Here is a 26,534-nt window from a genome sequence, read left to right on the forward strand (position 1 = left end):
TGCCTCTCGTCGAGGCAGGCTTTTTTTATTCCAGCACCACGAATGCTCAGGCCAGAGCCTTGAACTCCAGAGCCATGCCCGACTGCTCGCTCGCATATTGCGTCAGATTGGCAAAGAACTCGCCAGCACCCTTGGTGTCCAGCCAGACCTTCTTGTCTTCGTCAAAGCGATAGTGAAAGCCGCCAGCCTTGGCCGCCAGCCAGATTTCATGCAGGGGCTTTTGCTGGTTGATGACAATCTGGCTGCGATTGGCAAACACCAATGTCACCATGCCGCCCACGCGCTGGGCATCAAGGTCGGCATCGGTTTCGTCATTGATGCGATCACAGCATTGCTCCACAGCCAGCAGAAGTTGGTCGGCGCGGTCCAGATATTCAAGGTCAGTCATTACAATTTGCCCATGTTGAAAGCCAACCAAATTTTAGTCAGGAGCATTGCCCTTGCGGCTTGTGCGGCGTCCCTGGCAGCACTTTCCGCCTGCGGGCAAAAAGGCCCGCTCTATCTGCCTACAGATCCTGCGGCGCAGGGTCGCGCCACGCTGCCTGAAACACTGGGCATTTCCACCAAGCCTTCCAGCGCGGCAACACCCGCAACGAAAGCCATGCCGACAGAGGCGGACGAGATACCCCAGACCGATGCCAAGCCCAAGCCCTGAGGCTTGATGCACGTCAACATGGCGCCCGGACTTACTCTCTAGAGTGATGGCATCTTGTCCTTTGACAAACTGCCATGTCCATTGAGCTCTATCGCGACAAAAACCACATCTGTCTGATGTTCACCGACCTCATCGAGGAGGACGGCCAGGCCATTCAGGCCAACCAGTTCCTGATTGTGGACCACGGCACGGGGGCCATCATTGATCCCGGTGGCAACCTGGCTTTCAATGAGCTGTTCATGGGCATGTCGCGGCATTTCCCTCCGCAGAAGCTCGCCTATCTGATTGCCTCGCATGCCGACCCGGACATCATCGCCTCGCTGGATCGCTGGATGAGCAGCACCCGCGCACAACTGGTCATCTCGCGCATCTGGGAACGCTTTGCACCGCACTTTACCAAAGTGGGCAAGACGGAAAACCGCGTCATTGGCGTACCTGACTCGGGTGGACGCCTGCCCTTGGGCAATACCGAGCTGGTGCTGCTGCCGGCGCATTTCCTGCATGCAGAGGGCAACTTCCACTTCTACGACCCGATCAGCAAGATTCTGTTCACGGGCGACCTGGGCGTCTCCCTGACCACCGGCGCAGAAGCCCAGAAGCCCGTCACCGACCTCGGACCGCATATTGCACGCATGGAAGGCTTTCACCGCCGCTACATGGTCTCCAACAAGATTCTGCGGCTGTGGGTACAGATGGCGCGCCAGCTATCCATAGACATGATCGTGCCCCAGCATGGCGCCCCCATCATGGGCAAGCAGGCGATTGCCGACCTGTTCAACTGGCTCGAAGGCCTGCAATGCGGCATCGACCTCTTCGACCAGAACGCCTACCAGCTTCCTTCAGCAGAGATCGACCCGGTTTCGCGTCAGATACGTCCGCCGCTGCGCGCTGTGGCCGGTTGATTGCCTCTGAGTGCACGCAGCACTCGCCAGCCCAGCAAGGCTCCGAGAATGGCCGCATAGACTGCCACCTCGGCAAAATTGTTCTTGCCGGCGCGCATCCAGAAAAAATGCAGCAAGGCCAGTGGCGCCGCCACATAGACTGCGCGGTGCAGCCATTGCCAGCGCTTGCCGCCCAAGGCCCTGAGCATGAACTTTGGCGAGGTGACCGCCAGCACCAGCAGCAGCAGCCAGGTGCTGAAACCCACCAAGATGAACGGGCGCTTGGGGATATCGGTCACGATATCGCCCCAGTCCAGTCCCATGTCGAACCAGGCATAGCAAAGCAGGTGCAGACAGGCGTAGAAGAACACATACAGACCCAGCATGCGCCGGTAACGCACCAGCAGATTCCAGCCGCTGATCTGGCGCAGCGGCGTCACCGCCAACGCGATGCAGAGAAAACGCAGAGTCCAGTCGCCCGTGCTGCGCAGCAGGGCTTCAGCCGGATTGGCCCCCAGCGCATCGGTAAACGCCGCATAGAGCAGCCATGCGCAAGGCAGCAGGCACAGCGTGAAGACCAGCGGCTTGGCCCAGGGCTTAAGCAACCAGGCCTGCATCAGTAGAACTTCTTCAGGTCCATGCCCGCATACAGCGACGCCACCTGATCGCCATAGCCGTTGAACAGCAGAGTCTTGCGGCGCTTGGCGAACAGCCCGCCCTCACCGATGCGCCGCTCGGTGGCCTGGCTCCAGCGCGGATGATCGACCTCGGGATTCACATTCGAATAAAAGCCGTACTCGTTGCGTGCCGCCTTGTTCCAGGCCGTGCCGGGCTCCTTGTCGGTCAGGCGGATTGCCACCAGCGACTTGGCGCTCTTGAAACCATATTTCCAGGGCACGACCAGGCGCAGCGGCGCACCATTCTGGTTGGGCAGGACCTCGCCGTACATGCCGAAGGCCAGCAGCGTCAACGGGTGCATGGCTTCATCCAGTCTCAGGCCTTCGGTATAGGGCCAGTCCAGCACGCCGCTTCTGAGTCCTGGCATCTGGGCCTTGTCGGCCAGGGTGACGAATTCCACATACTTGGCGCCGGACAGCGGCTGCACTTTCCTCAGCAGTTCGGACAGCGAATAGCCGACCCAGGGGATGACCATGGACCAGCCTTCCACGCAGCGCAGGCGGTAGATGCGCTCTTCCATGGGCGCGAGCTTGAGCAGGCTGTCGATGTCCAGGGTCTGGGGCTTCTGCACCAGGCCTTCGATACGCACCGTCCAGGGCCGGGTCTTGAGCGTGCCGGCATGACGCGCCGGGTCGTCCTTGTCCAGACCGAACTCGTAGAAATTGTTGTAGCCCGTGGCGTCCTTGTAGGCCGTGGCGGCCTCCACCGTCATCGCTCCGGCAAGCTTGCTGGGCTGGCCCTTGAGGGGCGGCAGGCCGCCGCGTTCGGTCGCCGCCCATGCATCGCGGCCGGCCCAGCCTGCCAAGGTGGCGCCCGCAGCGCCCATGGCCAGGGTCTGCAGAAAATCCCGGCGCTGCAGGTATTGGGTCTGAGGCGTGATCTCGCTGCCCAGTGGATGTTCAAAGCCTTGGTTGCGGTGACGTATCAGCATAGGAATGCTCCCAAACGACGATCAAGATTAGTGCGATTTGGAAGCCCTCTGCGTCAGCAAAGTTCCTCCGAATTTCTTAATAAAAAAGGAGCTGCTTGCGCTTGATGATCAAAGATTTCAGACTGTTTTCAATCTGAAATCCTTATTCAGTCAGCGCAAGCAGCTCCTATTTTTTTGGAGTGCCTGATGCGAGGCCTACAGCTCGCCGTAGCTGTGCAGGCCCGACAGAAACATGTTCACGCCCAGGAAGGCAAAGGTGGTGACGGCCAGACCCGCCAGCGCCCACCAGGCAGACACCGTGCCGCGCAGGCCCTTCATCAGGCGCATATGCAGCCAGGCCGCATAGTTGAGCCAGACGATCAGCGCCCAGGTTTCCTTGGGGTCCCAGCTCCAGTAGCCGCCCCAGGCCTCGGCCGCCCACAGAGCACCGAGCACGGTGGCGATGGTGAAGAAGGCAAAGCCCACGGCGATGGCCTTGTACATCACGTCGTCCAGAATCTCGAACGAGGGCAGACGGGCCGCAATGCGCTTGCGCGAGAGCAGGATGCCGGCCACGATCAGGGCCGAGATGCCGAAATACACCATCCAGTAGCTGCCGCCGTTCTCGGTCGCGCCCTTGCGAAAGACGATGGGCTCGAAGCACAGCACCACGCCCAGCAGCCACAGCGGCGCAAGTTTGTACCACTTGGTCTCGGTGGCCTGCTGCTTGATCAGATAGGCAAACGCCACCATGGCCGACAGCGCAAACGTGCCGTAGCCGATGAAGTTGGCGGGCACATGCAGCTTCATCCACCAGCTCTTGAGGGCTGGCACCAAGGGCTGAATCTCATGGGCCTGGCGTACCAGCGTGTACCAGAGCAGAAAGCCCACGGCCGCGCTGACCACCAGCATCACAAAGCCACCCAGGGCACGCGTGTCGTAATGCTGCTCGTAGTACAGATAGAAGATGGCCGTCATCCAGCAGAACATGACGAACACTTCGTAGAGATTGCTGACGGGGATATGGCCGATGTCCGGGCCCAGCAGATAGCTTTCGTACCAGCGCACCATGGTGCCGATCAGCGCCATGGCGACGGCCAGCCAGGCCAGGCGCGAGCCCAGCAGCGACATGACCGAGCGCTCGCCCTTGGCGAACACGCCTATCCAGTAGAAAGCCGTGCTGATGAAGAACACCATGCTCATCCACAGGATGGCGGACTGGCTGGAGAGGAAGTACTTCAGCCCGAAGACGGTCTCCGACCGTGCCAGTTCGCCGCCATCTCCTCCCTGGTACAGGCCGATGGCCATCAGCGAGAAGCCGGCCACGGTCAGCATCAGCACTGCCAGCGGGCGCCAGAACCAGCCCATCCAGATCATGGCCGGGATGGTCGCCAGCAAAATGCCCTTCTCATACACATCCATGTAGGCGGCATAGCGCTGCAGCGCATAGCCCAGGCCCACGGCCACCACGACCGCGAACAACCAGTCAAACCAGTTGCGGCGGGCGAAATAGCCTTCGTTCAAAGTCAATGTCGTGGTTGCGGTGTTCATACAGAACCTCCGGGAGTCTTCTTTTGTAAGGGCTTGGCCCCGATCAGCTTGTCAGCCAGCATGGCGAACTCGCGGTCGCCATCCATGGTCTTGCGGTTGGTGGACAAGGCCATGTTCGCATGGCTGCCGCCATTCGCGGGGGTCAGCCAGATCCAGATGCGGCGGTCACGCACGTACAGCATGGCAAAAACGCCGATGATCAGGAAGAGGCAACCCAGGTAAACAATGTTTTTACCGGGAGCTCGCGCCACCTGGAACACGCTGGCCTGCACCTGCTTGAAGTCCTGCAGCATGAAGACAACGGGTGCCGGATAGAACTGCGCGTCGCTGAGCGAGAACACCGATTGCGTCATGAAGGCCTGGGTCTTCTCGTCGTTGTCGAAAGGCTTGAGTCCTGCCTGCTGGCGCACCTGCTGGGCCAGCTCGAACAGAACGCCGTTGAGAATCCGCACCAGCACCTCGCCAGCGCGCTCGCGCTCGGCCTCGGGCACATTGCTGTCCATGAAGTCCGATATCGCCTGCAGACCACCGAGCTGGCGGCCATCGGGACCCTTGAGCTTGCTGTCCTGACCGGCAAACAGCTCCAGCGCCTTGAGAGCGGACTGCGTCAGCGGCTCGGCCAGCTCGGGCTTGGAGACATCAACCGCCCGCTGCACATAGGCACGCGCCGCCTTCTCGGCCTGGGCCTTGTTCTGCATGGCCTGGCGCAGCTGCATGAAGGTGTTCATCGTGCCTTCAGGATCGGCAGGCACGCGCAGATAGCGCATCTGGTCAGCCTGGTTCTCACGCACTCCAAGCAGGAAGACGGGCTGGCCCTCGCCCGTGTCCACGGGCAGCATGTAGTTCTGGAACTCGCGCGCCTGACCCGAGGCATCGCGCAGCTTGTAGCCCACGCTGGGGCCGATATTGCGCAAATCCTTTTTGTCCGTGGTCTTGTGGGCCGCGCCCAGGCGCTCGTCGATGGCCTGCCTCAGATCGACCTTGCGCACATCGGTGCCTGCGCCCTTGTCCTGGCCGCCGAAGTTCTCCACATTGATGGTGCGCAGCGCCGTGTACTCCAGCGTCACCTTGTCCTGCTGCCCATCGGCCAGCTTGCGCACAAACTCGGTGGAGTTGCCGATCACGCCCTCCACGTCGAAGGGTTGGGAGACGCCATCCATGGGCACGGCATGGAGCTTGACGCTGGAGCCGCCGTCATCGAAGCTGCTCTGATAGATCTCGATGCCCTTGTAGCTGGCCGGATGGTTCACTTCCACGCGCTTTTCCAGCTTCTCACCCGTGGCGCGGTCGTGGATGACAATATCGCTGGCAAACAGCTTGGGCATGCCGGTGGAGTAGTACTCCACGATGAACTTCTTGAGTTCCACCGAAAATGGCAGATCTTGCAGCAAGATGCCATCCGATTGATTCAGGATGGCAGTGCCGGACTGCGTCCCCTCGGACACCATGAGGTTGCCTCGGAAGGTCGGATTCTTGATCGACAGACGATGCTCTGGTGCCACATCCGAGATCATGCCGCCGCCGGTATAAGGCGTTTTGCCGCCCAGCAGCATCTGGGCCCGCACGATGAGGTCGCCGTCAAACAGCCCGCCGATACAGATCAGTACGATCGCACAGTGCGCGGCGATATAGCCCAGCTTGTTGGCCGCACCGGCCTTGGCTGCCAGCATCCAACCAGTACCGGGCCCGGCCGCCGTGTCACGCTGCTGCATCTTGACCTTCCAGCCGCCAGAGGCCAGTTGCTGGCCGATGCGCTTGGCCGCCTCTTCGGTGCTGCCCGCCACATCGGCCTCGGCGCGATGGTGGAAAGCCTTGAGGCTTTGTTCGCGGAGGTTTTCCTTGTAGTTGCGGATGTCGGCCAGATATTTGGGGGCATGGCGGCTCACGCACAGCGAGGTGCTGATGACCAGGAAGGCCAGAATCAGCAAAAACCACCAGGCGCTGTAGACCGCATTGAGCTTCAGCGCCAGAAACAGCTGCGCCCAGAAGGGGCCGAACTGGTTGACATAGTTGACCAGCGGTTCATGTTGCTTGAGCACCGTGCCGATGACCGATGCGATGCAGATCACCGTGAGCAGTGAAATCGCAAAGCGCATGGAGGCCAGCAACTCCAGAGTCGCGCGCACTGCCTGTGAGCGAGAGGAGTCACGATCGCGAAGTGGAAGGTCTGACATGAGGATGAGATAGAGCCGAACGCAAAAAGGCGGGCCATCTGCTGAACTAGCCGATGGGCCCGCCTGACTTGGGGGGTGCCAGATGCCTGAAAGTTCCCGAAGTCACCCGCGCATCTGGTGAAAAGGATTTTTAACGCAAGCCAGCTATATAGTCTGCCACGGCCTTGATTTCGCGATCATTAAGCTTGGCAGCAACCTGGACCATGGGAATGCTATTGCTGCGCTTGCCGTCGCGGAAGTCCGTCAACGACTTCACGGTGTAATCCGCATGCTGCCCCGACAGACGCGGGTACTGGGCCGGGATGCCGGAGCCGTTGGGGCTGTGGCAGCCCGCGCAGGCGGCAATCTGGCGCTCCTGGATGCCGCCGCGGTAAATGCGCTCGCCCAGGGCGATGGAGTCCTTGTCCTTGGAGAAGCCGCTCTTGGGTGCCTGGGTATGCAGCCAGGCCGCAATGTTCTGCATGTCACCATCGCTGAGCGTGGAGGCAAAGCCCTTCATCACCGGGTCGTTGCGCTTGCCATCCTTGAACTCGCGCAGCTGCTTGACCAGATACTCGGGGTGCTGGCCTGCCAACTTGGGCTGCAGGGGAATGGTGGAATTGCCGTCTGCGGCATGACAGGCGGCGCAAACCGCCCCATAACTGGCTTGCCCTTTGGCAGCATCCGCCTTCACAGGTGTTTCTCCCGCCGAAAATGCGGGGAAGGCAGGTGCTGCGAAAATGGCAGCAGTCAGCAAAGAGGCAAGCAACTTCATATCAAGGGGCTGGGTCTATTGTTGAGAGCGCGAATCCGTCAAATTCTACAATGGGCCTCCCTGAAATAGTTACCGTCATGACCCATGCTTCCCCGGATACCACTGCCGGAAAAACACTTTCTTTGATCGACAGCAAGCTTGCGATGGGCTGGATGCACACCGCACGTTTTTTCACGACCGCGGCCCAGCTCAACCAGTTGCCCAAGGTCGACGTTCCCGAGATTGCCTTCGTCGGCCGCTCCAACGCAGGCAAATCCACCGCCATCAATACGCTGACCCAGCAAAAGCAGCTGGCTTTCGCCTCCAAGAAGCCCGGCCGCACCCAGCACATCAACCTGTTTGCACTGGGCAAGCAGGGCGTGACCGATGCTGTGCTGGCCGACTTGCCCGGCTATGGCTACGCGGCCGTCTCCCGCACCGACAAGGAGCGCTGGCAGCGCGTCATGCTCAACTATCTGATGAGCCGTGAAAGCCTGTCCGCCGTGGTGCTGCTGTGCGACCCGCGCCTTGGCCTGACCGAGCTTGACGAAGCCCTGCTGGACGCTATCCGTCCGCGCGTGGAGCAAGGTCTGAAGTTTCTCATCGTGCTGACCAAGGCCGACAAGCTGACCCGCGCCGAGCAGGCCAAGATCCTGTCCATCACCAAGCTCAATGCGGGCGGTGGTGAGGTGCGTCTGTTCTCCGCCCTCAAAAAGCAGGGGGTGGACGATGTGGCCCAACTGCTGTGGCACTGGTGCCACCCCGAGGGATTGCCCCAGGCAGGTTTGCCCCAGGCGGGAATGCCCCAGGCTGCTCCCGTCACCCAAGCGACGCCCGCGGACGAGACACCTGCACAAAATCAGCCATAGGCGCTTATCTTGCAAGCGCCAGGAGCTACAAAAAGGAGAGCTTCATGGTCACGACTTGCATGCATACCCTGTCCACAGGGGTTGAACTGGAATGCCGCACCAGCGGCCAGCCGGGTCAGCCCCTGTTGCTGTTTCTGCACGGCTTTCCCGAAGGAGCCTTCATCTGGGATGGGCTGCTTGAGCAGTTTGGCGGCCACTATCGCTGCGTGGCGCCCAACCTGCGCGGCTATGGCCGCTCCAGCCAGCCCACGGCCATCAGCGACTACCGTGCCAAATACCTGGTGGAGGATCTTGCCGCCCTGATTGCGCTGGAAAGCCCTGCCAAGCGTGCTGCCTGCGTGATTGCCCATGACTGGGGCGGCGCCGTGGCCTGGGGCCTGGCCAACCGCTACCCCCTGCAGCTTGAACGGCTGCTCATACTCAACTCCCCGCATCCCGGCAGCTTCTTGCGCGAACTTCAGTCCAACCCTGTGCAGCAGTCCGCCAGCCAGTACATGCATTTTCTGCGCCGGCCCGATGCGCCCGAGCTGCTGGCCGAAAACGGCTGGCAGCGCATGCTGGGATTCTTTCAGAACCCCGACGGCAGCACGCCCGCATGGCTGACGCCCGAGCGTCAGCAGCAATACCGCGAGCATTGGAATCTGGGCGTACACGGCGCCTGCATGTTCTACGCTGCCAGCCCGCTGGTGCCGCCCCGACCCGGCGGTAGCGCCGATGAGCTGCAGGACATTCGCGAGCTCAGCCTTCCCGATGAAATGCTGCATATCCCTGTGCCGGTGCGCATTCTCTGGGGGGACAGCGACCTGGCACTACAGCCCACTTTGCTGCATGGGCTGGAGCATTGGGTGCCGCAGCTGGAGATAGAGCATCTCCAAGGCTGCAGCCACTGGGTGGTCCATGAGAGGCCCGAGGCCGTAAAGCGCGCCCTGACCGAGTTTCTTCTGACGCCAGGTCGCTCCTGAAAAAGGAAGCAGCCGGCCTCCTCCCACCCGGGCTTTCAAACCGCTTTGATGTTTAGTCTTTGGAATACAGCGATGGCTCGCCATCGGGACGCGTCTTGAAGCGTTTGTGCACCCAGTAATACTGCGGAACCATAGTCATGATGGCGGCCTGCAGCTCGCGGTTCATGCGGGCGGTGTCGGCCACATGGTCGTCAGTCGGGAAGTTCTCCCAGGCCGGCGTCAGCTCGGCCACATAGCCCTCAGGCGTCATGCGGTTGTAGAGCGCCACCACCTTGGCCTTGCCCAGGCGCGCAAAGCGCGAAAGCGAGGGAATCGTGGCCGTGTTCTGCACCGCAAAAAAGGGCACGAACACCGAATCGTTCTTGCCATAGTCCATATCGGGCAGCAGATACAGCAGCCCGCCCTTGCGCAGGCACTGGATGATGGGTTTGACGCCATCGGCCCGGTTGAGCATCTTCACATTGCCGAAGCGCTGGCGGCCATTCATGAACCAGGCATCCAGGTCCGGATCGGGATTGGTGGCAAAGATGGAGGTGAACTCGCGCTCGGTATTGAGCGGCAGGGCAAGTCCACCGGCATCCATGCTGTAGAAATGCGGCGCGAAGACGATGGTGGGCGTATCGCCCTCCAGCTCATGCGTGGCCCCGACCAATTTGACACGGCTACGCACCAGGTCCTCGGCGCCGAACCACAGCCAGCTTCTGTCGATAAAAGTCTGGCAAAAGACCTCAAAAGACTCTTTCGCCCAAGCTTTGCGCTGCGCCTCAGGTACATCGGGAAAGCACAACTCGAAATTGCGCAGCGCGATGCGTCGGCGCTGGCCCGCCACCACAAACAGCACACGCCCCACAAACTTGCCCAGGCCACGCAGCACGGGCAGCGGCAGCTTGGCCAGCACATGCATGCCGGCAATGGCAATTTTGCTGGCGCTCATGCCTTCTCCCCAGAGAGTTGCTTGTCTTCACGTGGCTGCTTGTAGCGGCCGTAGCCCCACAGATATTGCTGCGGAGACTGGCGAATGGTGGTTTCCATGGCGTGATTGATAAGCGCCACGGTGGCTTCCAGCGTTTGAGATTCGGGCACAGGCAATTCCTCTAGATACAGCGTGTAGCCCCGCCCCCAGGACTTGCGCTCGCACCGGGCCACGATCACCGTGGCCCCGGTCTGCAGCACCAGGCGTGCCGCCAATGTCATCGTATACGCATCGCGACCGAAAAAAGGCGACCAGATGCCCAGACCATTGGGCGGCACCTGATCGGGCAGCAGCCCCACGGCCGCGCCCTGACGAAGCGCCTTGATCATCTGACGCACGCCCGCCAGGGTGGTGGGAACGGCCTGAACGCCAGGACGATTGCGCGCGGTTTCCAGAATTTCGGCCAGCCAGCCCTGGCGTGCGGGGCGGTAGAGCACGGTGATTGCGCCATGCCGATCCGACCAGCGCCGCGCTGCGGCCTGCACCGACATCTCGAAGCAACCCAGGTGGGGCGTAAGAAAGACGATACCCTTGCCCTTGGCATATGCCTGTTCGGCGCATTCGCCATTGACGATGTCGCAGTCCGGCAACTGGCCCAGCCAGATGCGCGGCATCTCGAACACCATGCGCCCCGCATGCCCCACCGCAGCCCTGACCTGGGCAAATGCATAGCCGGCCTGCGCGGCATTGGCTGCAAATCGGCGCCGATAGGTGGGAGATAGCGCCCAGGTCACCCAACCCATGGCAGCGCCAAGGCCATGCAATAGCCATAAAGGCAGTGCAGCAAACAGTCGAAACAGGGAAGGCATTAGAATAGCGGGGTCGCTGAGTTAAAGAGCAACTTGCAGGGCGACGTAAAAACAAAACTGCTAAAGCGTTCGCCAGACTTCGAAGCTCGGGCAACGCAATTGCCCAAGCTACAAGGAGTTATATCAATGGCGAACAGCGATTTTCTGTTTACCTCGGAATCGGTTTCTGAAGGCCACCCCGACAAGGTTGCCGACCAGATCTCTGACGCGATTCTGGACGCTATTTTCACCCAAGACCCGCACAGCCGCGTGGCTGCCGAGACACTGACCAACACCGGTCTGGTGGTATTGGCTGGTGAAATCACCACCGGTGCGAATGTGGACTACATCCAGGTCGCACGCGACACCATCAAGCGTATCGGCTACGACAACACCGAATACGGCATCGACTACAAGGGTTGCTCGGTACTCGTCGCCTACGACAAGCAAAGCCAGGACATCGCCCAGGGCGTGGACAAGGCCAGCGATGACGAGCTGAATACCGGCGCTGGCGACCAGGGCCTGATGTTCGGCTACGCCTGCGACGAAACGCCCGAGCTGATGCCCGCGCCCATCTATTACGCACACCGCCTGATGGAACGCCAGGCCCAGTTGCGCAAGGATGGCCGTCTGCCTTTCCTGCGCCCAGACGCCAAGAGCCAGGTGACCCTGCGCTATGTGGACGGCAAGCCCCACAGCATCGACACCGTGGTGCTGTCCACCCAGCACAGCCCCGATCAGTCGGAAACGGCAACCAAGATGAAGGCATCGTTCACCGAAGCCATCATCGAAGAGATCATCAAGCCCGTGCTGCCCTCCGAGTGGCTGCAGGACACCAAGTACCTGATCAACCCCACGGGCCGCTTCGTCGTGGGCGGCCCTCAGGGCGACTGCGGCCTGACCGGCCGCAAGATCATTGTGGACACCTACGGCGGCGCCTGCCCCCATGGCGGTGGTGCGTTCTCCGGCAAGGATCCAACCAAGGTGGACCGCTCGGCCGCCTATGCTGCCCGCTATGTGGCCAAGAACGTGGTGGCAGCCGGTCTGGCGCGCCAGTGCCAGGTGCAGGTTGCTTACGCCATCGGCGTCGCCCGCCCCATGAACATCACCGTGTACACCGAAGGCACGGGCGTGATTCCCGATGCGGAAATCGCCAAGCTGGTGGCGGCGCATTTCGACCTGCGCCCCAAGGGCATCATCCAGATGCTGGATCTGCTGCGCCCCATCTACAGCAAGACTGCGGCTTACGGTCACTTCGGCCGCGAAGAGCCCGAGTTCACCTGGGAACGCACCGACAAGGCGGCTTTGCTGCGCGCCGCTGCCGGTCTGAAGTGATTTGCCCCCCGCAAAAGCGGGTCTGAGGATATGAGGGCTTGAGCCCTCAAACCTCGTCAAGAAGCCACCGCTACACATTGCGGTGGCTTTTTTTGTTGTCGGATCAAGCCGACAAGGATTTCCCCCAAATGAGCACCATGGGTCCGCGCCTGGCGACTTAGTCTCTAGATATCGCTTAAGACAAAGGAGTTCCGATGCTCAAGTGGGCCATTATTTTTGCCATCATTTCCCTGGTGGCCGGTGTTTTCGGCTTCACCGGCGTAGCTGCAGGCGCAGCCGGCATAGCCAAGATCCTGTTCTTCATTTTCATTGCCGTTGCTGTGATCTTCGTGGTTCTTGCCCTGCTGGGCATTGGCGCAGTCAGCTAGTCGACGCAGCCCGGCCCGAAGCACCAGCCCGAATGCCTGCCTTGTGCAGGCATTTTTCATGCAGAGCGGCCTCAAAGCCCCCGGGCAGTCAGCGCCAGCGCCTGGCTGAAGCCGGGCTTGGCGCGGTAAAGCTGAGCGGGCCGGTGCGCCCCGCCACCCTGCATGGCCCCAGGCACGGGCTCCAGCCAGTCCATCTCGTCCATCTTGCGCCTGAAGCTGACCTTGTTCAGCGGCTCGCCCAGAATGTTTTCATAGACCTGCTGCAGCTGCGGCAGTGTGAAGGTTTCGCCGCACAGGTGAACGGGCAAGGAGGAATACAGGCTTTTGCTGCGAACGCGCTCCAGGGCAGCGTCCAGGATGGCACGGTGATCGAACGGCAGCTGTGGCACGGCCGAGAGCGGCACCACGCTGAGGTCGGCGCGATCGGGCGGCAGGTTCTGCACAGGCAGCAGCGCGCAATAGGCGATTGCCACCGACCAGCCGCGCGGATCGCGCGCCGGGCCGCTGAAAGTGGCCAACTGCTCAAGATACGCACCCTCTATGCCCACCTTGGTTCTGAGCACGCGCGCCGCACTGGCCTTGGCGTCCGCATCCTCATCGGTATGAATAAAGCCGCCGGGCAAGGCCCACACCCCGGCAAAAGGCGCAGCCTGACGACGCAGCAGCACGGCATGCAGCTGCTGCTCCACCAGGGTCAGCAACACCACATCCACACTGACCTGCACCGCTTCCCTGTGCTCATCGCTTTGATTCATTTTTTTACCAACTTCGTTTTTCTTGCCTGATTATTTCACACGATCCCAAAAATACTTAGTTGCAAAAATATTTTAAGTAATTTAGACTGCAGACATCGCATCTCGCAGGAAAGCTGAACACCATGAGTCATCCACAAACCCAGCTGCTCATCATTGACCCGCAAAACGACTTCTGCGATCTGCCTGCCGACTGGTGCCCCCGCTCGCCAGACACTCATCAGCTGATAGCACCCAGCCTTCCGGTGACGGGCGCTCATGCCGATATGCAGCGCCTGAGCACCTGGATGGCAGCCCAGGCAGACAAGCTGGACCAGATCACCATCACTCTGGACTCGCACCAGGCTTATGACATTGCCCATCCCGCCTTCTGGCAGCAGCGCGACGGCCGTGCCGTCCTGCCATTCACCCCGATCACGGCAGCGCAGGTCCGTGCCGGCGACTATGCGCCGCGCAACGCTGCCGAACGCGAACGCACGCTGCAATACCTGGATCAGCTGGAGGCCCAGGGCAGCTACACCCTCATGGTCTGGCCGCTGCACTGCGAGATCGGCAGCTGGGGCCATGGCATGCATGCCAGCGTGCTCGCGGCCTGCCGCCAGTGGCAGGAGTTGCAGCACCGTGCCACCCGCCATGTCTTCAAGGGCATGAACCCCTGGACCGAGCACTACAGCGCCATTCGTGCCGAGGTTCCCGACCCGCAGGATGGCGAGACCGGCCTGAACACCGCCTTGCTGGCCCAGTTACGCCAGAGCAGCACCCTGGTGATCGCGGGCGAGGCCAGCAGCCACTGCGTGCGCGCCACCACCGAGCACATCGTGGAGCACTGGGGCGGCAACGACTACTCGCGCATCGTGCTGCTGACGGACTGCATGAGCCCGGTCGCCGGATTCGAGGCCGCGCACCGCGACTTCCTGCAACGCATGCGTGCAACCGGTGTACGCTGCGAAACCAGCGCCAGCTTTGGCTTATGAGACAAATCAGCCTCTAGCACTTATAGATAAAGCGCTAGCAGCTCATATTTTTGAAAAGAAGAACGGCATGAAGCCCATCATCACCAGCCTGCTGGACACCGACCTCTACAAGTTCACCATGTGGCAGGCCATGCTGCACCGCCACCCCCAGACCGAGGCTGAGTACGAATTTGTCTGCCGCACGCCCACGGCCTTCCCGCTGGCCGAGCTGCTGCCTGAGGTGGAACGCGAGTTGGACGCCCTGTGCAGTCTGCGCTTTGACCAGGGCGAGCTGGACTATCTGGCCGGTCTGCGCTTCATGAAGAGCGACTTCATCGATTTTCTGCGCATCTTCCAGTTCCAGCGTGCCTTCATCCGCGCCTGGGCCGAGGGCGACCGGCTCCATATCGTGGCCAAGGGCCCGCAAGTCCATGTGATGGGCTTCGAGATCTATGTGCTGGCCATCGTCAACGAGCTGTATTTCCGCCGCTTCGATGCCGAGGTGGCCCTGGTCGAGGGCCGCAAGCGCCTGCAGGTCAAGCTGGCCCAGCTCAAGCACCTGGCTGTCGAGGCCAAGCTGCACAACCCCTTCGAGCTGTTTGACTTCGGCGTGCGCCGCCGCTTCTCGGGAGCCTGGCAACGCGAGGTGGTACAGGCCTTTGCCCAGGAGACCGCGCAGTGGTTCAAGGGCACCTCCAATGTGCTGCTGGCGCGCGACCTGAACCTGGTGCCCATCGGCACCATGGCCCATGAGTATCTGCAGACCTATCAGGCCCTGGGCGTGCGTCTGCGCGACTTCCAGGTCGCCGCCCTCGAGGACTGGGTGCAGGAATACCGCGGCGACCTGGGTATCGCCCTGACCGATACCGTGGGCATGGACGCCTTTCTGGCCGACTTCGACATGTATTTCGCCAAGCTCTTCGACGGCCTGCGTCATGACTCCGGCGATCCGTTCGAATGGGGCGAGAAGGCCATTGCCCACTATGACAAGCTGCGCATTGCGCCGCAGAGCAAGCGTCTGGTGTTCTCGGACGGACTGGATCTGGACACGGCCCTGGCGCTCTACCACCGCTTTGCCGATCGCATCCAGTGCGGCTTCGGCATAGGCACGCGATTGACCAATGACATGGGGCTGACCACGATCAATATCGTGATGAAGCTCACCCATGCCAATGGCCAGCCCGTAGCCAAGATTTCGGACTCGCCCGGCAAGACGCTGTGCAACGACGAGACCTATCTGGCCTATCTGCGCCAGGTCTTCAACATCCCTGAGCCTGCTGCCAAGGCAGCCTGAATCTTCGGAGGCAACCATGCTGAAAGTCACCCTCGCCCAGCTCAACTACATGGTGGGCGACATCAGCGGCAATATCCGCCGCATGAGAGAGGCCGCAACCAGGGCCGCCGCCGAGCAGGCCGATCTGGTGGTGTTTTCGGAACTGTCGCTGTGCGGCTACTACCCTGGCGACCTGCTGGACGAGCCCAGCTTTCTGCAAAGACTGGATGCAGGTCTGCAGGAGCTGCTGCAGACCACGCGCCAGTTCCCCGATCTGCACTGGGTCGTGGGCGCACCCACACGCCACGATGGCCCCGGCAAACCGCTGCACAACAGCCTGCTGGTGCTCAAGAACGGACAGATCCGCCTGCAGTACGACAAGCAACTGCTGCCCACCTACAACATCTTCGACGAGCGCCGCCACTTCGAGCCCGGAGCCGACACGGCCAAGGTGCTGCGCGTGGGCAACTGCCAGGTGGGCTTTCTGGTCTGCGAGGACGGCTGGAACGACCAGGGCGCCGACTACGCCACCAACCCCTTTGTACGCATGGGCGATGCGGCCCCCGATCTGGTCATCAGCATCAACGCCAGCCCCAGCCACCTGGGCAAGCGCGAGCAGCGCCACGAGGTCTTCACCCAGGCAGCGGCACGCCACAAGCTGGCCATCCTCTACATCAACCAGATCGGCGGCCAGGATCAGATCGTGTTCGACGGCGCCTCGTTTGCCGTGGAGCCCGAGGCGGGGCTGGTGTTTGAAGCCAGGCGCTTCGAGGAAGATGTCTGCACGCTGGAGCTGAATGCGCAGGGCCGGTTTCAGGCCTGCGACGGCCAGACCTTACCTACCGTGCCGGCGCAAGGCCTGGCCACCATGGAGTTCTACCGCCAGCAGATCGTGCTGGGCCTGCGCGACTATGCGCGCCGCTGCGGTTTCCAGCAGGTGGTAGTCGGCAGCTCGGGCGGCATCGATTCGGCATTGACGCTGGCCCTGGCCGTCGATGCGCTGGGGGCGGAGAATGTGGTCGGCATCACCATGCCGTCGAGCTATTCCTCGGCGGGCTCGGTCGACGACTCGGTGCTGCTGTGCCGCAATCTGGGCATCAGACTGTACGAGCACCCCATCAAGGAACTGGTCACCACCTATGCACGCCAGTTCGAGGCCAGCTTTGGCGAACCGCTCAAGGGCCTGGCGCTGGAGAATCTGCAGGCCCGCGCACGCGGCACCACGCTGATGGAGTTCTCCAACGCCTTCGGCCATCTGCTGCTGACCACAGGTAACAAGTCCGAAGTCTCAGTGGGCTACTGCACCCTGTATGGCGACACCAACGGAGGTCTGGGCCTGCTCGGCGATCTGTACAAGACCGAGGTCTTCGAGCTGTCGCGCCATATCAACCAACATGCGGGCCGCGAGCTGATCCCCCAGGCCATCATCGACAAGCCGCCCTCGGCCGAGCTGGCTCCCGGCCAGAAGGACGAGGACAGCCTGCCGCCCTATGCCGTGCTCGACGAGATTCTCAAATGGCATATCGAGGGCCAGCATCTGTCCAGCAAGGAATATGCGCAGGCCGCCGCCTTTGTGACCAGGCTGCGCGCCGAAGCAGGCGGGCCCGAGACCATTGCCCGCGTACAGAAGCTGGTGTTCCGCAGCGAATACAAGCGCCGCCAGGCTCCGCCCATGCTCAGAGTACGCCCACGGGCCTTTGGCACGGGCCGGCAGATGCCGATTGCGGCACACTACGAGTAGCAATGCCAGGCACCTGCTCGATATCTGACGGCAAAGCCCGGCCGCTGCGCTGATGCCGCCAGGGCCTTTGCTGCGCCGACTTCGCTGTGCCAGGACGGATTAGCCATTCAAAAAAGTGAGCTTATTGTGCTTACCTGGTAAGCGATCAGCTCAGTCTTTATCCAAATTTGCCCTTGCGGGCGCTGATTTCTGTACGGGTTTCGCTCTCATGCCTCAAGCCAGTCCCAACACCTCCAGCAAGCGTGTCATCGCCGCCGCACCCGAGACTCTGCCCACCTCCGTGCCCCTGCATACTGCCGTGCTGATCGGTCGCTTCCAGCCTCTGCACAACGGCCATATGGCCTTGCTGCATGCCGCACTGCAGCGGGCTCGCCAGGTCGTGGTGGTACTGGGCAGCGCTTGGCAGGCCCCCAATCCCAAAAACCCGTTCAGCTGGCAGGAACGCGCGCAGATGTTGCGCAATGCGCTATCGAAAGAGGATGCAGAGCGTGTGCGCTGCGTGCCCGTGCGCGACTATTACAACGAGCCGCTGTGGGTGCATGCCGTGCGCGAAGCCGTGCAGGCCCATGTGCCCGAAGGTGCGAGCGTGGCCCTGGTCGGGCATTTCAAGGACTCCAGCAGCAGCTATCTGGCCCGCTTTCCGGGCTGGGAGCTGATCAGCCTGCCGCGCCTGGGTCAGTTCGACGCCACTCCGCTGCGCGAAATCTTCTTTGGCGAAGGCGGCGCCTCGCCTGAAGCCAGGGATGCCGCCCTGGCCAGGCTTTCCTCCCAGATGCCCGAGAGCACACTGGACTTTTTGCGCCGCTGGACGCAGACCCCGCTGTATCTGCGCCTGCAAAAGGAATGGCATATGCTGCAGGACTACAAGCGGGCCTGGGCCAAGGCGCCCTATGCCCCGGTGTTCGTCACAGTAGATGCGCTGCTGCGCTGCCGTGCCAAGGGCCAGGACCAGGTACTGCTGATCCAGCGCGGCCATGCGCCGGGTCAGGGCCTCTGGGCGCTACCCGGCGGCTTTCTCGAGCAGCGTGACAGCCTCTGGCAATCCTGCATGCGCGAGCTGCGTGAAGAGACCTGCTCCTCCATCAGCGAGGCCGATCTGCTGGCGGCCCTGCAGGCCGTGCAGGTCTTCGATCACCCGGACCGCAGCCTGCGCGGGCGTACCATCACCCATGTGCACTATCTGGATCTGGGCGTGCAGCCCAGCCTGCCTCCGGTACAGGGCGCGGACGACGCCGCCCTTGCCCGCTGGGTGCCGATTGCCGATCTGCCCCGCATGGAGGCCGAGTTCTTCGAGGATCATTTCCAGATCCTGTGCCAGTTCCTGCCCGTGACTCTGGCTCAGAGCGAGCCCGAGCTCCAGGTCGCCTGATACAACAAAACCATAGCTCCAGGCGCTTGACCATCAGGCGCTGGAGCTACTTTTTCCTGCAATTCCATGAGCCAGCTCCATATTCGCCCCGCCACCGAGCAAGACATCGACCTGATCCTGCACTTTGTGCGTGAACTCGCCATCTATGAAAAGGCCGAGCATGAGGTCAAGGCCACGCCCGACCATGTGCGTCGCACGCTGTTCTGTGCCAACCCCGCCGTTTTCGGCCTGATCTGCGAGATCGAGGGCAAGGCCGTGGGCTTTGCCGTGTACTTTTTCAACTATTCCACCTGGCAGGGCCAGCATGGCCTGTATCTGGAAGACCTGTACATCACGCCTGACGCACGCGGCCACGGCGCCGGCAAGGCCCTGCTCCAGCATCTGGCCGGGATTGCACTGGAAAAGGACTGCGGCCGCTTTGAATGGAGCTGCCTGGACTGGAACACCCCCTCCATCAAGTTCTATGACAGCCTGGGCGCCCTGCCGCAGACCGAGTGGATCCGCTATCGCATGACCGGCACCGCCCTGCAGGCCATGGCCACGGGTGACAAACAGGCTTGAGCCACAGGCCTGATCATCCAGAGTGATGTGTGCAGCCCTTCGAAGTGATGTGCACCCCTTTGCAGATTGAGTGTACGCAACATCAACAATGCGGCGCATTCGCGCTTGCGCCAAAATGAATGGTTTTGCAAAACAAAAACAAAGGCGGCAATCAGTGCTGACCTTTCACACTATCTCTGGAATCCAGAATGCCAAGCTATCAAGAACTCATCGCTCAGAAAAATGCGCTGGACAAGCGCATCGAAGAAGCGCGCAGCACCGAAGCCAAGGAAGCCCTGGCCACCGTCAAGCAACTGATCGCCACATTCGGCTTTACCTCTCAGCAGGTCTTCCCCTGGAGGCCTGAAGAAAAGAAAAAGGTCGAAGCCAGGTACTACGACCCCGAAAGTGGCGCGACCTGGACCGGCCGTGGCAAGCCTCCGAAGTGGATCGAGAGCAAGGACCGCAGCCAGTACGAGATCAAGACCACGCCCAGCGTGGACTTCAACGCGCCGCGCGACGAAAAAAACCCCTTCCCGGTTCAATAAGCTGCCGGGCCGCTCAGCCGCCAGCGCCCTGCTCCGCCGGCTGAGGTGTCTTGAGCATGCACACCAGGGCCGCCACGTTCAGGCACTGGATGAGCAAATCGCCGTCATTGGCCCGGATCAAGCGGTCCACCAGTTGATCCGCCGCACCCGCCATTGCAGGAGCCAGTCGCAACTGCCCGCTCTCGAATCGCACCACTCCTTCGAGATCGCTGACCAGCACGCCCAGCTTGAGCCCCAGGTGCTCCAGCACTATCACCTGGCTTTGCGCCGTCCTGGTCACGGGCTTGCCAAAAAGCAGCGCCCCCAGATCGAAGACCCAGACATAGCCGGCCACAGCCCCCTGGCTGCGCCGCGCCAACGTGCCCACGCAATGCGGCAAGCGTCCGGCCGAAACAGGAGCGATGGCCGAGGCACTCTGGGCCTCGAGCACGCAGGCCGCGTCCACGGCGAGCACGCTGCGCCCCACAAAAAAGGTCGCCATCTCCATGCCGGCTGCACTGTCCTGGCTGGCCGCCGCCAGGCTTTGCACCCTGGTGTTGCGGCGCGAGACTGCCGCCAGCGCATCGTCCTGCACGGCACCAAACGCCTGCACGGACAAGGCCAGTACCTCTTCGCGATAGCCATCGCTGCGCTTGAACTCCCGGTAACCGCTGCCCGCCGTGATCGCCACCACGCAATACTGGCCCTGATACACCATGGCGCGGGCCATGCTCTGGCCTGATGCCAGGGCCAGCATCTGTGGCGGCAGATCCAGCCGCATGCCCGGCTGCAGCTGAACATCCGAGGAAGACATGACCAGGCCCGAGCGGTTCAGGTAGGCCACCCGCCTGCCGCCTGCACCTGCGGCCTGAACGCCGGTCACGCCCTCGAGCATGGCCTTGAATTCACGCTGTGCATGGAACACCAGGCCGATCCCGCCCAGCACCACGCCATCGGCGTTGCGTATGGCCGCGTGATAGACATAGGTCGGGCCGTCACCCTCATGCTGCACACAGGGCCGCCATGGCGACACGTGATAGGCCTGAGACCCTTCCAGTGCCAGGACCTCGTGCAGGCTGTCAGCCTCTATATGGCTGCCCAGCAGTTCCCGGCCCTCTGCCTGCCCTCTCTGGCTGACGGCCACGACTTTGCCGCGGGCGTCATAGACCATGATTTGCTGGTAGACCGTATAGAGGTCGTGAATGCTGGTGAGCAACTCGCACGCCTCACTCACTCGATCCCCAGCCCTTTCCCCCAGGGCCAGGGCCTCCAGCAATTCAGACAGCTGCGGCGTCAGTGCCCACCAGCGGCAGTCATTGGCGCGTTCGTAGAGATTGCGATCGAGCAGATCCACCAGCAGACTGGTCAACAGGCTGTTGTCCCGCAGTGCGGTATTGAGCACCGTGCCGTAGAGCGCATCAATGGATTGAGAGAACACCTCGTTGGTCCGCGCCCCCGTCTCGCCAATCTGCTCCAGCACGGCTTGCAGCCGCGTGTTGTCCATCTGCTTGCCTGCCGTCATCACCCGCCCGTTCCAGACCACACGGCGTATGGTGTCCGCCGCGCTGTGGATGGCGTGCAGGGGCGGGCAGAAACGGTGCGCATGCGCCAGCAGGCCCTGGGTCACCGCAGCATCCAGCCCATCCAGGCCTGCCTGCGACTGGAGACCGAAGGCCAGCTCCAGCGGCGTCATGATCTGCGCCCGCCAGCCTTGGGGGCCCATATAGCCCTGATAGCCTTCCGATGCCGCAGACTGCACCAGATAGGTGCGTCCTCCATGCACATACAGTGCACTCGCACCATCACGGTGAGGTCGCACATTCGCACCCACACCAATCCAGTGCAGATCGCTGCTGGCCAGCACCTGACCCTGCTCATCCAGCAACAGGGCGATGCTGGTCTGCGCCTCAGGTACGCCACTGCCGTCAGCCTGGTCGCGTCCGCTCCAGATGCCTTGCATCTCGCCATCAAAGTCAAAGCACAGGCACAGCACGCCCATGGCTTGCCGGTTGATAGGGTGCAGCATGCGATGCGCATAGATCAAGCCACTGTCGTGGCCCGGCAGCAGGTCGGTGGCACCGAAGCTCTGCACAAAGCCCTGGCTTTGCAGAGCGCGGGCAATCAACGCATCCCGGCATGGCTGATCTGCGGCCTGACTCCTCTCGCGAGCACTCGCTCGCACCTGGCCTTCGGCATCCAGCAGCAAAATGTCCGCGTAGACCGTGTACTTGCTGCGGTAGGCACGCAGACGCTGGGTGATGGCCGCGTCGTCGCCATCCGCTGCGGCCATGAACTGGCACAGCATGGCGTCGGTCGCCAGAAACCCCACGTCGGCCGTGCGCTCGTAGAGATTGCGCACCAGGGTATCGATCAGATGCTGTGCCTGACTGGCCAGCCCCACCGTCACTCCCGTCACGGCCTGCATCACCATGGACTGCACCAGGTCCTGCTCCAGCCGCTCGAAGCCGCCACGCGTGGCGGCCATCATGGGCAGCAAGGCCTGCGCTTCCTGAGGGCAATTCATCTTGGCGGAGGACTCTATGAGCCGCCACATCAGATTCAGCTCCCTGAGCGAACTCTCGCAGCGCCCGACCTGGCGCATATGAGGAATGAAGACGTCTGTCTGCAGCAGATCCTGGGCGCGCTGCGCCGGGGCAGTCATGGTTTCTAGAGGCATGTTCTGCCAGAGCAAAAGCCAGGCCTATTTGTAAAAACACGTTACATATGACTAAGAACAAACCCTGTTTCCTCACAGATTTGTCCTGCGACCGGCCGGGGAGAGGTCTTGAAAGCTCAGGAAATTGCCTTATTATTAGCACTCAATGGGGTTGAGTGCTAACAGCTTGACCCTAGATATTCCGAATGTCGGCCAGGATGGCTGGCAAGTCTTGTTTCAACTTTGTTGATGTATTTAGGAGTTGGTATGAACCTGCGTCCCCTGCACGATCGCGTGATCGTCAAGCGCCTCGAAAACGAAACCAAGACAGCCTCGGGCATCGTGCTCCCTGATGCTGCCACCGAGAAGCCTGACCAGGGCGAAGTGCTGGCTGTGGGTCCCGGCAAGCGCAATGACAAGGGCGAACTGATCGCCCTGAACGTGAAGGTCGGCGACCGCGTTCTGTTCGGCAAGTACTCTGGCCAGACCGTGAAGATCCACGGCGACGAGCTGCTGGTCATGAAGGAAGACGACCTGTTCGCAGTCGTCGAGAAGTAATCCTTCCCGAACACATCCCCCTCTTCATGGCTGTCGGCGACTGATTGACAAGCGCTGGCAGCCCAATTGAACCCCATTCTTTAGGAGCCAAAAATGGCAGCAAAAGACGTAGTTTTCGGTGGTGAAGCCCGTGCACGCATGGTTGAAGGCGTGAACATCCTGGCTAACGCAGTCAAGGTTACCCTGGGCCCCAAGGGTCGCAACGTGGTGCTGGAGCGCTCCTTCGGCGCCCCCACCGTGACCAAGGACGGCGTGTCCGTGGCCAAGGAAATCGAACTCAAGGACAAGCTGCAGAACATGGGCGCACAGCTCGTGAAGGAAGTGGCCTCCAAGACCAACGATATCGCTGGTGACGGCACGACCACCGCTACCGTGCTGGCCCAAGCCATTGTGCGCGAAGGCTCCAAGTACGTGGCCGCCGGCCTGAACCCCATGGACCTGAAGCGCGGCATCGACAAGGCTGTCGCCGCCCTGGTGGAAGAGCTGAAGAAGCAATCCAAGGCCACCACCACTTCCAAGGAAATCGCTCAAGTTGGCTCCATCTCCGCCAACTCCGACGAATCCATCGGCCAGATCATCGCTGACGCGATGGACAAGGTCGGCAAGGAAGGCGTGATCACGGTTGAAGAAGGCAAGTCGCTGGATAACGAACTCGACGTCGTCGAAGGCATGCAGTTTGACCGCGGTTACCTGTCGCCCTACTTCATCAACAATCCCGAAAAGCAAGCCGCTGTTCTGGACAACCCCTTCGTTCTGCTGTTCGACAAGAAGATCAGCAACATCCGCGACCTGCTGCCCACACTGGAAGCTGTGGCCAAGGCCGGCCGTCCCCTGCTGATCATTGCCGAAGACGTCGAAGGCGAAGCCCTGGCGACTCTGGTGGTCAACACCATCCGCGGCATCCTGAAGGTTGTGGCTGTGAAGGCACCTGGTTTCGGCGACCGCCGCAAGGCCATGCTGGAAGACATCGCCATCCTGACCGGCGGCAAGGTCATCGCTGAAGAAGTGGGCCTGTCGCTGGACAAGGTGACCCTGGAAGACCTGGGCCAGGCCCAGCGCGTCGAAATCGGCAAGGAAAACACCACCATCATCGACGGTGCTGGCCAAGCTGCTGAGATCGAAGCCCGCGTCAAGCAAATCCGCGCCCAGATCGAAGAAGCCACTTCCGACTATGACCGTGAAAAGCTGCAAGAGCGCGTGGCCAAGCTGGCCGGCGGTGTTGCCGTGATCAAGGTTGGCGCTGCCACCGAAGTCGAAATGAAGGAAAAGAAGGCCCGCGTGGAAGACGCCCTGCACGCTACCCGCGCTGCAGTGGAAGAAGGCATCGTGGCCGGCGGTGGCGTGGCCCTGCTGCGCGCCAAGCAAGCCGTTGGCGCCCTGGCTACCGGCAATGCCGAACAAGACGCCGGCATCAAGCTGGTTCTGAAGGCCATCGAAGCCCCTCTGCGCGAAATCGTGGCCAACGCCGGTGGCGAGCCCTCGGTGGTCGTGAACGCCGTGCTGAACGGTTCCGGCAACTACGGCTTCAACGCTGCCAACGACACCTACGGCGACATGCTGGAAATGGGCATTCTGGACCCCACCAAGGTGACTCGCACTGCTCTGCAGAACGCCGCTTCCGTGGCTTCCCTGCTGCTGACCACCGAGTGCATGATCGCCGAAGCCCCCAAGGCTGACGCAGCTCCTGCCATGCCCGATATGGGTGGTATGGGCGGCATGGGTGGCATGGGCATGTAATTGCTCTGCTGCTACCGGGTGGTCTGCACCATCCGGTTTTGCACAAAAGAAAAGACCGCATCTGCGGTCTTTTCTTTTTGCTTCAAGCTGCTCAACTCCGGGAACAAAAAAAAGCCAGCCCGATATCGACTGGCTTTTACATCCAAAGATTCGCCTTAGAAGCGATGACGCAGACCGATGGTGATGCCGGTACGCTTTTTCGCGCCATTGGAATCGAGCATCACGCCAGCACCGCCTTTGGTCTTGGTGTGATCCACCGCGAAATAGGCATCGGTACGCTTGGAGAAGGCATAGTCGGCAACGGCAACGATAAAGTCGGCCTTGCCATTGAAAGCACCAGTCGCCGATCCCGATTGCTTGGCATGATAGTAATGCAGCCCTGCATTGAGCTGTGGCGTGACCTGGTAGCCAAAGCCCACCTTGAACATCTCACGCTTGTTGGCAAAATTGCCAGGGGCATTGCCCGCGATAAAGCCACCATTGGACGAACCTGTCCAATATGCGTTGAGCAAGCCGGCATCAAAAATCGCTCCCGCACCCGCAGCCCCCAGACTATCCTTGACCTTGTTCTGGCCATAGCCTGCCATCAGATAAAGAGGCCCAGTGCGATAGGAGCCGCCCAGTGTCCAGGCATCCACATCGGTGCCAGCCGGCAAGGTCGAGCGCTGGAAAGCACCGCCCACAGAAATGCCGTTGGCAGAATAGCGCAGATAGCCACCTGCGGTCTTCAATGCCAGACCGCCCGGAGTCATATCCACTCCAGCCCCTTTCTTTGCAAAGGTATTACTCTCGTCGAACGAGTACTGCAGGCCGGCACGAACAGGGCCAAACTCTGCCACGTACTTCAGCATATTGTTTGCACGTGCGCCCAGAGACATGCCGATTTCAGGCTTGTAGGCATCCATATAAGGGGAATATGGGAACGATGCGTAGGTAGAAGTCACCAGATCGAACAAGACGTTATATTGGCGACCCATGGTCAGCTGACCGAAACTGGTGCTGCGCAAGCCCACCCAGGACTGTGCAAAATAAGGCTGTGCAGTGCTTGGAGTACCAGAATCCGTCCAGAAACGATTTTCCAGATTGGCAATCGCCGACAGGCCACCGCCCAGATCTTCCTTGATATTGATACCCCAGCGGCTTTCGGACATGCCGCCCCCAATCATTTTGGTCAGACCGCTTTTATTCGCTCCCTCATTATTCGTATGGCGAATTGCCGCATCCACAATGCCATATAACTGAACGCTGCTTTGTGCATATGCCAGAGTTCCCAAGGTTCCCAGCACAGCCAAGACCAATGTTTTTTTCACAAATGAAGCTGCCATTGTGTTGCCTCTCTCTTAATTCAATTCGCAAACAGTTGGTGGAAAATTCATTCTAGAAATGCTTTCCTCAACCGCGCGAGCATTGGCACAAGCGCAACACAGGCCTTTCCCTTTGGGGACAAACCTCTCAGCAAACACCCTTTCAGGTTTAACCCCAGAAATAAAAAAAGGCCTGTCTTTCGACAGGCCTTTTGGCTTTTAAGCAGTTACTGGCTTATGCCAGCAA

At 61.1% G+C, this 26,534-nt stretch carries 25 protein-coding genes; 14 read left to right on the plus strand and 11 right to left on the minus strand.

All coding sequences use genetic code 11. The features are described from left to right. Positions 1–46: 46 nt before the first annotated feature. A complete protein-coding gene (cyaY, locus tag CTATCC11996_RS06140; RefSeq protein WP_003061987.1) occupies positions 47–388 on the minus strand; it encodes an iron donor protein CyaY in 342 nt (113 codons plus the stop codon). A 12-nt stretch (positions 389–400) separates the two neighbouring features. Between cyaY and lptM the strand changes: the two genes are divergently transcribed. Both lptM and CTATCC11996_RS06150 read left to right on the plus strand, forming a co-directional pair. Continuing rightward, entirely contained in the window at positions 401–655 is a 255-nt protein-coding gene (gene lptM, locus CTATCC11996_RS06145) for an LPS translocon maturation chaperone LptM (protein ID WP_003074151.1), read from the plus strand. A gap of 74 nt (positions 656–729) precedes the next feature. Further along, on the plus strand, positions 730–1,557 hold the full coding sequence (locus CTATCC11996_RS06150) for an oxygen-binding di-iron domain-containing protein (RefSeq protein ID WP_003074154.1): 828 nt from the start codon (positions 730–732) through the stop codon (positions 1,555–1,557). On the opposite strand, the gene CTATCC11996_RS06155 is transcribed toward CTATCC11996_RS06150, so the two are convergent. The 5 genes from CTATCC11996_RS06155 to CTATCC11996_RS06175 all read right to left on the minus strand — a co-directional run bounded on the left by CTATCC11996_RS06155 (position 1,521) and on the right by CTATCC11996_RS06175 (position 7,603). Then, the gene (locus tag CTATCC11996_RS06155) at positions 1,521–2,153 is read right to left on the minus strand and encodes a protein-methionine-sulfoxide reductase heme-binding subunit MsrQ (RefSeq protein WP_003074156.1); all 633 of its coding nucleotides are present in this window, start codon (positions 2,151–2,153) and stop codon (positions 1,521–1,523) included. The two genes, CTATCC11996_RS06150 and CTATCC11996_RS06155, sit on opposite strands and share 37 nt — an antisense overlap. Further along, on the minus strand, positions 2,153–3,145 hold the full coding sequence (msrP, locus tag CTATCC11996_RS06160; protein WP_003074158.1) for a protein-methionine-sulfoxide reductase catalytic subunit MsrP: 993 nt from the start codon (positions 3,143–3,145) through the stop codon (positions 2,153–2,155). Before msrP ends, CTATCC11996_RS06155 begins: the two co-directional genes overlap by 1 nt. Positions 3,146–3,340: 195 nt before the next feature. Further along, on the minus strand, positions 3,341–4,675 hold the full coding sequence (ccsB, locus tag CTATCC11996_RS06165; RefSeq protein WP_003058739.1) for a c-type cytochrome biogenesis protein CcsB: 1,335 nt from the start codon (positions 4,673–4,675) through the stop codon (positions 3,341–3,343). Further along, positions 4,672–6,849 carry a cytochrome c biogenesis protein ResB gene (locus CTATCC11996_RS06170; protein WP_034348280.1) on the minus strand — a complete coding sequence of 726 codons (2,178 nt, stop codon included), beginning with the start codon at positions 6,847–6,849 and terminating at the stop codon, positions 4,672–4,674. Before CTATCC11996_RS06170 ends, ccsB begins: the two co-directional genes overlap by 4 nt. Before the next feature lie 130 nt (positions 6,850–6,979). Continuing rightward, a complete protein-coding gene (locus CTATCC11996_RS06175) occupies positions 6,980–7,603 on the minus strand; it encodes a c-type cytochrome (protein WP_003074162.1) in 624 nt (207 codons plus the stop codon). 77 nt (positions 7,604–7,680) lie between these two features. Between CTATCC11996_RS06175 and yihA the strand changes: the two genes are divergently transcribed. Then, complete coding sequence (yihA, locus tag CTATCC11996_RS06180; RefSeq protein WP_042437473.1) at positions 7,681–8,451, plus strand: ribosome biogenesis GTP-binding protein YihA/YsxC; 771 nt, start codon at positions 7,681–7,683, stop codon at positions 8,449–8,451. A gap of 44 nt (positions 8,452–8,495) precedes the next feature. Beyond that, complete coding sequence (locus CTATCC11996_RS06185) at positions 8,496–9,413, plus strand: alpha/beta fold hydrolase (protein WP_034348281.1); 918 nt, start codon at positions 8,496–8,498, stop codon at positions 9,411–9,413. A gap of 52 nt (positions 9,414–9,465) precedes the next feature. On the opposite strand, the gene CTATCC11996_RS06190 is transcribed toward CTATCC11996_RS06185, so the two are convergent. Both CTATCC11996_RS06190 and CTATCC11996_RS06195 read right to left on the minus strand, forming a co-directional pair. Beyond that, positions 9,466–10,347, minus strand: coding sequence for a lysophospholipid acyltransferase family protein (locus CTATCC11996_RS06190; RefSeq protein ID WP_003074167.1), 882 nt, complete (start codon positions 10,345–10,347; stop codon positions 9,466–9,468). Beyond that, entirely contained in the window at positions 10,344–11,195 is an 852-nt protein-coding gene (locus CTATCC11996_RS06195) for a lysophospholipid acyltransferase family protein (RefSeq protein ID WP_034348283.1), read from the minus strand. Before CTATCC11996_RS06195 ends, CTATCC11996_RS06190 begins: the two co-directional genes overlap by 4 nt. A 126-nt stretch (positions 11,196–11,321) precedes the next feature. On the opposite strand from CTATCC11996_RS06195, the gene metK reads away from it, so the two are divergent. Together metK and CTATCC11996_RS24795 are read left to right on the plus strand one after the other, a co-directional pair. Further along, positions 11,322–12,509, plus strand: coding sequence for a methionine adenosyltransferase (gene metK, locus CTATCC11996_RS06200; protein WP_003058753.1), 1,188 nt, complete (start codon positions 11,322–11,324; stop codon positions 12,507–12,509). A gap of 194 nt (positions 12,510–12,703) precedes the next feature. After that, entirely contained in the window at positions 12,704–12,877 is a 174-nt protein-coding gene (locus tag CTATCC11996_RS24795) for a DUF1328 domain-containing protein (protein WP_003058756.1), read from the plus strand. 71 nt (positions 12,878–12,948) lie between these two features. On the opposite strand, the gene CTATCC11996_RS06210 is transcribed toward CTATCC11996_RS24795, so the two are convergent. Further along, the gene (locus CTATCC11996_RS06210) at positions 12,949–13,632 is read right to left on the minus strand and encodes an NUDIX hydrolase (RefSeq protein WP_003074170.1); all 684 of its coding nucleotides are present in this window, start codon (positions 13,630–13,632) and stop codon (positions 12,949–12,951) included. A 122-nt stretch (positions 13,633–13,754) separates the two neighbouring features. Here CTATCC11996_RS06210 and CTATCC11996_RS06215 point away from each other — a divergent pair, with 122 nt between their 5' ends. The 6 genes from CTATCC11996_RS06215 (at position 13,755) to CTATCC11996_RS06240 (ending at position 20,053) form a co-directional block, all read left to right on the plus strand. Beyond that, complete coding sequence (locus CTATCC11996_RS06215; RefSeq protein ID WP_003074171.1) at positions 13,755–14,603, plus strand: cysteine hydrolase family protein; 849 nt, start codon at positions 13,755–13,757, stop codon at positions 14,601–14,603. 67 nt (positions 14,604–14,670) lie between these two features. After that, the gene (pncB, locus tag CTATCC11996_RS06220; RefSeq protein WP_003074173.1) at positions 14,671–15,876 is read left to right on the plus strand and encodes a nicotinate phosphoribosyltransferase; all 1,206 of its coding nucleotides are present in this window, start codon (positions 14,671–14,673) and stop codon (positions 15,874–15,876) included. Between the two features lie 16 nt (positions 15,877–15,892). After that, positions 15,893–17,596, plus strand: a complete 1,704-nt coding sequence (locus tag CTATCC11996_RS06225; protein WP_003074175.1) for an NAD+ synthase — start codon at positions 15,893–15,895, stop codon at positions 17,594–17,596. A gap of 208 nt (positions 17,597–17,804) precedes the next feature. Continuing rightward, entirely contained in the window at positions 17,805–18,965 is a 1,161-nt protein-coding gene (locus CTATCC11996_RS06230) for a bifunctional nicotinamide-nucleotide adenylyltransferase/Nudix hydroxylase (protein WP_003074177.1), read from the plus strand. A 66-nt stretch (positions 18,966–19,031) separates the two neighbouring features. Further along, a complete protein-coding gene (locus tag CTATCC11996_RS06235; RefSeq protein WP_003074179.1) occupies positions 19,032–19,526 on the plus strand; it encodes a GNAT family N-acetyltransferase in 495 nt (164 codons plus the stop codon). Between the two features lie 188 nt (positions 19,527–19,714). Further along, positions 19,715–20,053, plus strand: coding sequence for an H-NS histone family protein (locus CTATCC11996_RS06240; protein ID WP_003058775.1), 339 nt, complete (start codon positions 19,715–19,717; stop codon positions 20,051–20,053). Between the two features lie 13 nt (positions 20,054–20,066). Here CTATCC11996_RS06240 and CTATCC11996_RS06245 read toward each other — a convergent pair whose 3' ends face one another. Next, positions 20,067–22,709 carry a chemotaxis protein CheW gene (locus CTATCC11996_RS06245; protein WP_115597136.1) on the minus strand — a complete coding sequence of 881 codons (2,643 nt, stop codon included), beginning with the start codon at positions 22,707–22,709 and terminating at the stop codon, positions 20,067–20,069. A 246-nt stretch (positions 22,710–22,955) separates the two neighbouring features. On the opposite strand from CTATCC11996_RS06245, the gene groES reads away from it, so the two are divergent. Beyond that, positions 22,956–23,246, plus strand: a complete 291-nt coding sequence (gene groES / locus CTATCC11996_RS06250) for a co-chaperone GroES (protein ID WP_003058782.1) — start codon at positions 22,956–22,958, stop codon at positions 23,244–23,246. A 93-nt stretch (positions 23,247–23,339) separates the two neighbouring features. After that, a complete protein-coding gene (gene groL / locus CTATCC11996_RS06255; RefSeq protein ID WP_003074184.1) occupies positions 23,340–24,983 on the plus strand; it encodes a chaperonin GroEL in 1,644 nt (547 codons plus the stop codon). A 155-nt stretch (positions 24,984–25,138) separates the two neighbouring features. On the opposite strand, the gene CTATCC11996_RS06260 is transcribed toward groL, so the two are convergent. Beyond that, positions 25,139–26,308 carry a porin gene (locus CTATCC11996_RS06260; protein WP_003074186.1) on the minus strand — a complete coding sequence of 390 codons (1,170 nt, stop codon included), beginning with the start codon at positions 26,306–26,308 and terminating at the stop codon, positions 25,139–25,141. Positions 26,309–26,534 lie beyond the last annotated feature (226 nt).

It is taken from the genome of Comamonas testosteroni ATCC 11996, from assembly GCF_000241525.1.
GTDB lineage: Bacteria > Pseudomonadota > Gammaproteobacteria > Burkholderiales > Burkholderiaceae_C > Comamonas > Comamonas testosteroni.